The organism is Streptomyces sp. NPDC005141 (assembly GCF_053599975.1).
The window spans coordinates 1-6,352 of sequence record NZ_JBSFYW010000131.1 but is presented as its reverse complement, the minus strand read 5'-3'; the positions used below and the strand labels follow the sequence as shown (position 1 = coordinate 6,352).

At 66.8% G+C, this 6,352-nt stretch carries 8 protein-coding genes and 2 pseudogenes; 4 read left to right on the top strand and 6 right to left on the bottom strand.

From position 1 onward, the window contains the following. A partial coding sequence (locus ACWD68_RS41380; protein WP_451811633.1) for a Ku protein occupies positions 1-169 on the bottom strand: 169 nt, incomplete at its 3' end. A gap of 294 nt (positions 170-463) precedes the next feature. Beyond that, positions 464-1,042, bottom strand: a complete 579-nt coding sequence (locus ACWD68_RS41375) for a TetR/AcrR family transcriptional regulator (RefSeq protein ID WP_451811631.1) — start codon at positions 1,040-1,042, stop codon at positions 464-466. Positions 1,043-1,133: 91 nt separating this feature from the next. On the opposite strand from ACWD68_RS41375, the gene ACWD68_RS41370 reads away from it, so the two are divergent. Continuing rightward, positions 1,134-1,580, top strand: a complete 447-nt coding sequence (locus ACWD68_RS41370; RefSeq protein WP_451811630.1) for an anthrone oxygenase family protein — start codon at positions 1,134-1,136, stop codon at positions 1,578-1,580. A 335-nt stretch (positions 1,581-1,915) separates the two neighbouring features. Here the strand turns inward: ACWD68_RS41370 and ACWD68_RS41365 are convergent. Together ACWD68_RS41365 and ACWD68_RS41360 are read right to left on the bottom strand one after the other, a co-directional pair. Then, positions 1,916-2,161 (bottom strand): annotated as a pseudogene (locus ACWD68_RS41365) (DUF6233 domain-containing protein); the annotation flags it as partial. Between the two features lie 260 nt (positions 2,162-2,421). Next, on the bottom strand, positions 2,422-2,874 hold the full coding sequence (locus ACWD68_RS41360; RefSeq protein ID WP_451811629.1) for a hypothetical protein: 453 nt from the start codon (positions 2,872-2,874) through the stop codon (positions 2,422-2,424). 173 nt (positions 2,875-3,047) lie between these two features. Here ACWD68_RS41360 and ACWD68_RS41355 point away from each other — a divergent pair. After that, a pseudogene (locus ACWD68_RS41355) lies at positions 3,048-3,250 on the top strand (Tn3 family transposase); the annotation flags it as partial. Here ACWD68_RS41355 and ACWD68_RS41350 read toward each other — a convergent pair. After that, positions 3,236-3,880, bottom strand: coding sequence for a dihydrofolate reductase family protein (locus tag ACWD68_RS41350; protein ID WP_451811628.1), 645 nt, complete (start codon positions 3,878-3,880; stop codon positions 3,236-3,238). The pseudogene ACWD68_RS41355 and the gene ACWD68_RS41350 sit on opposite strands and share 15 nt — an antisense overlap. 70 nt (positions 3,881-3,950) lie before the next feature. Between ACWD68_RS41350 and ACWD68_RS41345 the strand changes: the two genes are divergently transcribed. Beyond that, entirely contained in the window at positions 3,951-4,187 is a 237-nt protein-coding gene (locus ACWD68_RS41345) for a hypothetical protein (RefSeq protein WP_451811627.1), read from the top strand. A gap of 10 nt (positions 4,188-4,197) precedes the next feature. Here the strand turns inward: ACWD68_RS41345 and ACWD68_RS41340 are convergent, their stop codons facing one another. After that, entirely contained in the window at positions 4,198-4,599 is a 402-nt protein-coding gene (locus ACWD68_RS41340; RefSeq protein ID WP_451811632.1) for a hypothetical protein, read from the bottom strand. Between the two features lie 226 nt (positions 4,600-4,825). On the opposite strand from ACWD68_RS41340, the gene ACWD68_RS41335 reads away from it, so the two are divergent. Further along, positions 4,826-5,482 carry a hypothetical protein gene (locus ACWD68_RS41335; protein WP_451811626.1) on the top strand — a complete coding sequence of 219 codons (657 nt, stop codon included), beginning with the start codon at positions 4,826-4,828 and terminating at the stop codon, positions 5,480-5,482. Positions 5,483-6,352: the final 870 nt, after the last annotated feature.

The window sequence follows — 6,352 nt, the reverse complement described above, 5'->3', positions numbered from 1 at the left end:
CTACCTCGCGGTCCTCGATCTCGCAGATCTTGCGGTTCCGTACCCGGCCCATGTCCTCCAGGTGGACCTGGTGGAAGTGGATGGAGTGGTCCTCCTTGGCGTTGACCACGTGGATCGGGACCGTGACCAGGCCGAAGGAGATGGCGCCGGCCCAGACGGTTCGGGGCATGGGAGACCTCCGCGACAAGCCCCGAGGCCTTCTTGTGGGATCTCAGGGATCACTTCACATTGTCGGCGGCGACGGCATAGCTGCACCACTTGGGCAGTGATGCTGAGACGTGCTGCTCAGCGCGTCTCACTCGTCAGGTGTACCCAGCCGTCAAGGGGCGTGTGTCGTCATCCGGCCGCAGCTTCCGAGGTGGGCGCCCCGTCAGGCGCGCGGGGCCCCGGCGATCCCCGGCTCCGCCGCGGCGGAGCCGGGCCGGAAGACCCCGGCTGCCCGCCTGCCTGTCCGGACGGTGCGTCAGGCCATGGCGAGCCGGTCCACCAGCAGTTCCACCCTCCGCTCGGCGTCCCCCGGCGGCAGCCGTCCCGCCCGGGTCAGGGTCGCCAGCCCGTGCAGGGCCGCCCAGGACACCTCGGTGAACAGCGCCGGGTGGACGCCATCGCCAGCGACCTCGCCGAGGCTCTCGAGCAGGGCGGCGAAGGCGTCCTTCAAGGGCTCCGGGGTGTCCTCCTTCGCGAACGCCAGGCCGCCGTCGAGCTGGAACATGGCCTCGTAGACTGCCGGGTTGCGTTCGGCGAAGTCGAGGTAGGCGCGGGCGAGGGCGGTGACCCGGGCGCGTGGGCCGTCCGCGGCGGAGGCCGCGGCCCGCAGCGCCGCGGCCATCTCGGTGGCGCCCTCGAGGGCGACGGCGCCGATGATCTCGCGCTTGCCGCGAAAGTGGCTGTAGAGGACGGGTTGGCTGTACTCGATGCGCTCGGCGAGCCGGCGGGTGGTGACCGCGTCCCAGCCCTGTTGCTCGGCGAGTTCGCGGGCCGTCGCCAAGATGAGGCGTTCGCGGCCTGCCCGTTCTCGCTCCTTGCGTTCCTGTACCGACATGAATTGATCCTAGCATCGCTAGACAATCGAGCGGCAGTAGTACTAGCGTTGCCTTGTCATCTAGCGACGCTAGGTCCCAGGAGAGGTCATCATGCTCCATGCACTTGAGGTCTTCACCACCGTGGTCGTCGGCGTGATGGTGGGGGTGGAGTTCTCCGTCGCCTTCTTCGTCAACCCGATCCTCGACGGCCTTCCCGGGGACAACGGCCTGCGCGGCCGCACCCACGGGGCCCGGCTGCTCGGCGCCGTGATGCCGTTCTGGTACATCGGCTCGCTCGTCCTCGCCGCAGTCTGGGCCGTCACCGGATGGCGCCACCACGGCGCCGGCCTCGTCGCCACCGCTGCCGCGCTCCTGATCCTCAGTGTGGTCATGTCGATCCTGCTGCTCGTCCCGATCAACAACCGGGTCAAGACGTGGACCGCCGACGGCCTCCCCGCCGACTGGAAGAAGCAGATGAACCGCTGGGACCGCTTCCACTACGTCCGCGTCGCCGTCATCATCGCCGCCTTCACCCTGCTGGTCGCCGCCCTCGCCTGAGCCCGCGGGCCCAGACCGCGCAGATGGCGCGCACTGCCTACTCCGCGGACGGGAGCGGCCACCCAAATCCCGCTTCCTCCGTGGGACGCGCCAGCTGGTCTTCGACCTGATCAGCACCCCGACGCGGTGACTCACGTGTACCGAAAGACGTTGGGATTGTTCAATCACTACAACCTCGGCAGCGAGCAGCCGCTCGTCGGCCGCACCGCCCCCCGACTTCCGCCCCGAGGACGGCACCCGCCCGGGCAACCAGCCGGAGCAGGGGCCGACCAGGCTGGCGGAGCAGGTGAAGGTGGAGGGGTCCGGTTCGCTGATCGGCGGTGGGGGAGCACTGGTCATCGGAGCATCCTGGTCGTAGTGATTTGCGAATGAATCACCGCGGACGCAGAAGGTGGAGGCTGGCGGTCAGTGCATCGCGGCGGAAAGGGCCCCCTGGCGGATAAGTCGAGGACCTCCAGCGCGGTGTCCGGCTGGCAGTGACCGCAGGCACGTACACCCGCAGTGAGTAGCCGACGTGCTTCCTCGCGCGGGACGGGACGCCGCCGTTTGCCCGGCGTAGCAGCCGCCCGCATGCACCTCGATGGGCGGACGGCCGTTGCCGATGCCGAGCTCGACGACCCAGTCCGCCCCGTCGGCCGGTTTTTGTGGTCCTGAGCCTGTTCGGCCTCCCGCTCCTAAAGAGCGGCAATCTTGACGTCGATGCGCTGCAGCCACATGGCGTGCCACACCCTCAGGGTGAGCAGTCGCGCCAGGTCAGACGGCAGGTCATCGAACATGCTTCCGAGTTGTGACTTAGCGCCGTGGTTGGCCTGTCTGGCCAACCACGGCGCTCATCCATGGATCAGTGGAACCAGACGACGAGGCGTACGTTCTCGGCTCCGTGGACTTCGCTGAGGATGCGCATGACGCTCCAGACCCGGCCCCAGTCGGTATCGATCCCTGCGGCTGAGGCACGGGTTCGTGTGCCTGAGGCGTCGGTCTCCTGCCAGTCCGTGGTGTCCAGCTCGGCCCAGGTCAGCCAGGTGGTCCCGTGCACATCGTGGGCGCCGCCGTAGCCGGCGAACTCACCTCGCAGCCCATCCGAGGCGTCGTCCGGGAAGTCACGGTCTTCCGCCAGGGGACGGAAGCCGAAGGAGTTTCGGATTCCGAAGAGGCAGGCCATGCCGTCGTAGGCGTTGCCCCTGTTGAGGAGGAAGAGATCGATGCCGACCTCCCATACGGAGTCCTCGCCGTCGGGTCCCCATAGGCGGGCCCCCGGCCGGCATTCGATCATTCCGTTGACGTCGGTCGACATGGAGAGATCCTGCCTGCGCAGGCCAGGAGCCAGCATCTCCTTTTTCCGCGCGTGCGTACGCGGCCCGGTCGAGACTCTGGCTCAGCCGGATCCGTAGACGTCATAGGGACGCCTCCTGCGCGGGTCCGGCCAGCTACAACGCTCAGCGGCAACCACATGCTCAGCCTCAGACGGCTCGGCTGGCGCACGTCGACCAGTACTACCTTCGGGCCGACACGATCGCCGCCGCGAACGCCGCGCTGATCAACGCCCAGGCCCGGGTGCAGATCGTCGCACACTGGGGCGAGGGCTTGGTGGCCTGGTGGACGGGCTGCAGTTCGTGGTGCCCAAGCGCACGATCAGCTCCGAGTGGGCCCTCGCGTCACCTTCGCCAGAACAGGTGGTGCGTCACACCACTCGGGCTGGGCACGACCTCCATATGGAACCGGTCGAGCAGTTCATCGGGGGACTCCCAGAGTCGCAGTCCGGACCCGAGCTCTACCGGCGCGACCGCCACATGCATGGTGTCGACGAGGTCGGCGTCGAGGAACTGCCGGATGGTGGTGGCCCCGCCGCCGAGTCGGACGTCCTTGCCCTGCGCTGCGTCCCGTGCTTGTTCGAGGACCGTGGCCGGGTCTGCGTCGACGAAGTGGAACGTGGTGTCGGAGAGCGTGAACGAAGGACGCTCGTGGTGGGTCATGACGAACACCGGCGTGCGGAACGGGGGCTCGTCACCCCACCAGCCGCGCCACTCATGGTCGTGCCAGGGCCCTCGTTGGGGCCCGAACTTGTTGCGGCCCATGATCTCGGCACCGATGTTGCGTGCGAAGTCCCGCGTGAAGTAGTCGTCGAGGCCCCGGCCTCCCCCGGGATCCGTGCGCATGGGCCAGCTCGCCGTGGCTCCTGCCCAGGCGAACAGCCTCTCGGGATGGTCGTGGCCGAACGGCCGATCGAGACTCTGGTGCTCACCGGCACCGATTCCGTCACTCGAGACGTTGAAGTTCATGACTCTCAGCAGTTGATCCACGTGTTTCCTCGTCAGGTCCTGTCGCGTCATCGTGTGGCGAGGCGCCGCACATCATGACGTCGAACGGGACGTGGCCGGATCGACAGCGGCCCGCAACTCTTTTCCAAGGCGTGTCCAGACCCACCTACGCGAGATCGCCGTCCCTCCGCAGCGCGGCAGGACTTCCGCGATCCGCCAGTTCGTCCTCCAGGCCCCAGCCGCCGTCATCGCGAAGGCCCTCAGCTACCACGACAAGACCGCCGCCCGCCTGGTCACCGAGGCTGGCGGAACTTGGAGCCGATACGCCCCCGGCGACCACATACGGTGAAGCGAGATACTCACGCTGGGTCCGCTGAGCCTCGCTTGTCCTCAACGTGGACGACGAGAAGTTCGGTGCCGTCCCGATGGCGCTTGGAACGTCCGAACAGCCCGACGGCAATCTCCGACCGATCGTGAGGCTCATCAGGGCCGACATAGGTAAGGACGTCGTTGTGGTGCCCGGTGACGACCCATCCCTCGGCATCCTTGAGATCGATCACCCCAAAGTCCCCTGCCGAAGATCCGGCATGCGCCGGGCCGAACTCCTTCAGGATCTCGGTGGCCTGTTCAGCCAGCTCTCCATCCGGAGCGGTCAACACGACACAAGTGCCATGCTCAAACAGCACCCACGACTTGTGCGGGTCGGCGAGAAGCCGCTGCCAGACCTCTATCAGTATCTCGGTGTTCACGGCGGCCATCATGCCGCAGAGCACTGACACAGGGTGACGATCGACCGACGCCTATGGTGAATACGCGACTCCTGAACATCCGGGCCTACCGATCTCACCGCACCGGGCCACGCGACTGGTCGCTTCCTCACCATCCCGGCTCGCTTCATGGCGCGCCGCACCGACGGATCGGGGCCCCAGTTCGACGCCGCACTCGAGCAGGGCCCCACACAGGTTCTTCACATGTGATCAAATCTGAGTGTTCCAGCAGTTCAGACCCCTGGACAGCCATCCCGACAAGCACTGGAGCTGGGGCAGATTGGGTCGATCAGCAGTGGCCATGCCGGTGTCTTCTACTACAAGTAGGCGCGGCTGGCTGATCGTTGGAACCACGTTCCTGATCGTGGCGGCGGCCCTTGCGGCCTGGCTGGTCCCGCAGAGACCAGATGGCACGGGTGCATGGGAGGGCCACGCGCTCGATGAAGGCATGCTCAAGCAGGCCGACCTTGAGTACGACCAGCTGCGGATCGGCAAGGAGTACTGGCTCAACCTGCCCCAAGCGACCAACATCAGCGGTGAGCCCGTGACGGTCCTCAAGGCCCAGTTCGTGAGTCTGCCAAAAGGCTTGAAGTTGATCGGCTACAAAGTGGTGAGCGTCTACGACACCGGCGGATACGGGATCGGCGTGCGCCTGGTGAAGTCGCCGAGCGATGGCATCACCGGCCTGCCGGAGCGGTCGAGCACTTTCACCGTGAAAGACAACAAACCGGCCGAAAAATATCACATGGCCCGGTTCAGAGTGACCGGTCCGGTGTCGGGTGACACGTCGCAATGCCGGTTCTGGTACCAGCAGGGTTCGGTGAAGTACCGGCAGGATCTGCGGTGCGTCAACCAGCTCCGCCTCGCCAGGAGATAGAACAACCAAGGCGTCCCCAGCGCACGTGCTCTGGGAGCGCCTTTCCGTGGTAGGCCGAAGCAAATGGACTCCAGGCAACCGCGGCGGGGTGGCAGTAGCAACTCGACCGGCGCCCGGTCGACCGGCCTCGTACTCCAGCAGTAGCCGGCGCCCTGCGGACCGGCCACACGCTCAGCGCCGCGTGCCTCGATCAAGAGGGATACGACATCCCCTGGTGATCTCTTGCGGCTTCTCCTGAGACATCTCTTGCGGCATCTCTTGCGCGAGAACGGAAGCCGACCCTGGCATCCCCTCTGGAGCCGCTTTTCCCAGGCCGGTTGAAGGGGGACGGTAGGGAGGCGGGGCGGGCGCAGTCGAGCGGCGGCCGGGATGGCGACGTCGTACGGGCCACATCGGGGGCAGGTTCGCGGCTGCGCCGATTGGTCCGACCCTCCCGCCTGGCAGCAGGAGACAGACGCCGACATCTTCGAGGCCATCGAGAAGGACGCGAGCTGAGCGTGCAGGCCCTGCCGCGATGACGGGCTTGGTGCATGCCGAGCCACGAGGCGCACAGCCAGGAGAGGCGGCAGTGATCTCGGAGCAGTCCTGGGCGGATGCCCAAATTCTATGGGGCTTGACCAGCTGGATGCCACGTGGAGGTCCGCCCATCGGGTGATTCTGTGGAGGTGATGGGATACGCCGTGCCGCATGGAGAGGGCGGCGATGATGCCGGTCCCGCGACCGTGTTCCTCGTATCCCGCAGGGTGTGGGCTGTCGGGTGATGGGTGCGGCCGGGCTAGTGCTGGATTCCTCTTTGGATGTACACATATCGGCGTCGTAGTTGGCGGGTGGGCGGGGCGGGTCGGCCCCAGATCCAGGGTCGGGCGCGGG

What these genes read in the sequence shown, in the direction of transcription:
- ACWD68_RS41375 (WP_451811631.1), bottom strand. Translation starts at nt 1,042, where the DNA reads ATGTCGGTACAGGAACGCAAGGAGCGAGAACGGGCAGGCCGCGAACGC.
- ACWD68_RS41370 (WP_451811630.1), top strand. Translation starts at nt 1,134, where the DNA reads ATGCTCCATGCACTTGAGGTCTTCACCACCGTGGTCGTCGGCGTGATG.
- ACWD68_RS41360 (WP_451811629.1), bottom strand. Translation starts at nt 2,874, where the DNA reads ATGTCGACCGACGTCAACGGAATGATCGAATGCCGGCCGGGGGCCCGC.
- ACWD68_RS41340 (WP_451811632.1), bottom strand. Translation starts at nt 4,599, where the DNA reads ATGATGGCCGCCGTGAACACCGAGATACTGATAGAGGTCTGGCAGCGG.